Annotated in this window: 2 protein-coding genes; one reads left to right on the forward strand and one right to left on the reverse strand. The window is 75.7% G+C overall.

The features are described from left to right. Positions 1 to 1,598 (reverse strand): hypothetical protein (locus AC0CYZ_RS31905; RefSeq protein WP_472222323.1); only part of this gene is annotated, 1,598 nt, incomplete at its 3' end. A 142-nt stretch (positions 1,599 to 1,740) separates the two neighbouring features. Between AC0CYZ_RS31905 and AC0CYZ_RS31910 the strand changes: the two genes are divergently transcribed. Beyond that, positions 1,741 to 2,312, forward strand: a 572-nt coding sequence (locus AC0CYZ_RS31910; RefSeq protein ID WP_472222325.1) for a hypothetical protein, incomplete at its 3' end; no start/stop codon positions are given.

A 2,312-nucleotide genomic window follows, 5' to 3' on the forward strand; every position in this document is an offset into this window, starting at 1 on the left:
TCCTGCAGGTTCGTCCAGGACACCTGCCCGACCGCGTGGAGGTCGTCGTCGAGGAAGAGCACCGAGAGATCGAAGTCCGTCCGGTGCGCGGCCTCGCGCCAGTCGATGAAGAAGCGCAGCAGGTCGGTGGCCGCAGCGGCCCGCGCCGTCGTGCCGCGAGGGAGCACCGCGTGCCCGTCGGCGGCCGCCTTGCCGCTGGTCGGCAGGGCCACGGGCCGGACCGCGGGATGCACGACGAGCGTCCCGGGCGTGCGCAGCCGCCGCGCGATCTCGTCGTCGACGAGGGCCGCGAGCCGCGCGGCCGCGTGGGGCGGGAGCGGCTCGCGGGTCTCCGGCTCGAGATGGGGCCGGCCGCGGCGGGTGACGAACAGGCGCTCCCGGTTCGGTCGGTCGGCGTTCTCGAGGTGCCCGCGCAGGGAGAAGAGCACGCGACCGGATACGGACGGCAGCGCCCGGGCGATGCCGTCGACGACCTGCTCCTGCTGCTCGGGGCGAGCGGTGCGCACCAGACGGTCGGCCCAGCGAATCAGGACCCCGGGGGTGGCGGCGAGCGCCTCGGTCGCGGCGACCGCGTCACCGCGCCGGGCGGCCAGTTCCGCGTGGGCGGTCGCCGAGCGCGCCACCTCCTCACCCCGCGCCACGGCGAACACGCGCGCCGCGTGCGGCCAGTGCTTCCCGTGCTCGTGCGGGTGCAGCCGCTCCCCCAGCCGCTTCCAGAGTTCCCGACGCCGGGTGACGTCGGACAGCGCCGACGGCTGCTTCCCGACGAGGTCGTCGAGCGCCGCGAGCAGCGCGCGCCGCTCCCGGCGGGCGAACGACCGGATGCGGGCGGGCTCGGCGAGGGCGACGTCGCCGCCGGACGCCCGGACCGCGACCCGCAGGACGTCGGTGACCGTCCCGCACAGCACGAGCGGGCGACCCGCGGCCATCCGCGCCGAGTCGATCGTCGCGCGGTTCTCGACCGCGGGGACCTCCGTCGGCGGCTCCTCCCCGACGAAGGCGGCCGCGAGGTCGGCGAGCAGCGCGAGGTCACCGCGGGTCGGCGGCGTGGTGGCGCCGGCGAGCTCGAGGTAGGCGCGGCGGGCCTCCTCCTCGAGCGAGCCGCCCAGCACCAGGTGCGTCCGGCGGTCGTCGGGCGAGGCCGTCCGCGGCTCGCGCCGCGCGAGCATCTCGGCGAAGGAGTGCTGGTAGCGGCCGTAGGTGGGCAGCACGGTGAGGTCCACGACCCCCGACGGGACGCCCTCGGCTTCCACGCCGTGGCTCGCCAGGCACTGCGCCCAGAAGTGCTCGGTCGGCGGCACCCCGGCCGGGAAGTCGATGAAGTACGGGTTGGCCTCCACGTGGGAACCGATGCGCTCCTTGACGCCCTCGAGGATCCGGACGGCGGCGTCGAAGGCGGTGCCGGGCTCCAGCCCGGCGAGGTGCGCGAGGAGCTCGGCCGGCGCGACGAACCCTTCGGAGAGGAGCGCGACGTCGAGCTGCCGCGCCACGACCTCGGCGTTCCCGGACGGCCCGTCGACCGCCGGGACGCGCAGGCTGCGCGCGATCAGCCGCTCCGTCGTCCCCGGCAGCAGCCCCACAGCGGTCTGGTCCCCCATCGAGCCCCCTCCATCGCTCCGTCGTCGGTCATGGAACACCGACATCGCTCCCGGAGGGATCGATTTCCGGCGGCGGACGACCTGCCGCATCGCGGGTGGACCCGCTCTCCCCCGCGGCGGTGCTCCGCCTACGGTCGGTGGGGTGGCCGCCAAGCTGACCGAGGACGACCTCACCGGGATCGCCTACGACGCGAACCGCGCCGACGACCCGCGCCCCTTCATCGACGAGCTGGTCGCGATCGCCGAGGACGGGCGGCTCGCCGACGAGGGCGACGCCTCCTACGCGTTGGGCCTCGCCTCGGACCTCGCCGAGAAGTGCCAGGACGGGGAGTCGGCGGTCTCGCTCGCCCAGCGGGCGATCGGGAAGGCGCGGGACACCAGGGACGAGCGGTGGCTGCGCGGTCGGCACGCCGATCTCCTCCTGCGGTTCGGCCACGAGGAGGAGGGCATGCGCGAGCTGCACGCGCTGCGGCCGCTGCTGTCCCGCGACGAGATGGCCCCGCACTACGTGACCGACCCGCTCGTCGAGAACGGCCGCGCCGAGCTCGCCGAGGAGTGGCTGACCACGGCGATGATCACGGCCGCCGACGTCCTCGAACGCGCCGAACCGGGCTCCGAGGCGGCGGAGGAGGCAGCGGACATCGAGCTCGGCCTGGCCCGCCGACGCCGGTTCGTGCGGCGTGACCTCGGGCTGCCGCCCGACGACGTCGACCG

It is taken from the genome of Actinomycetospora sp., assembly GCF_055612215.1.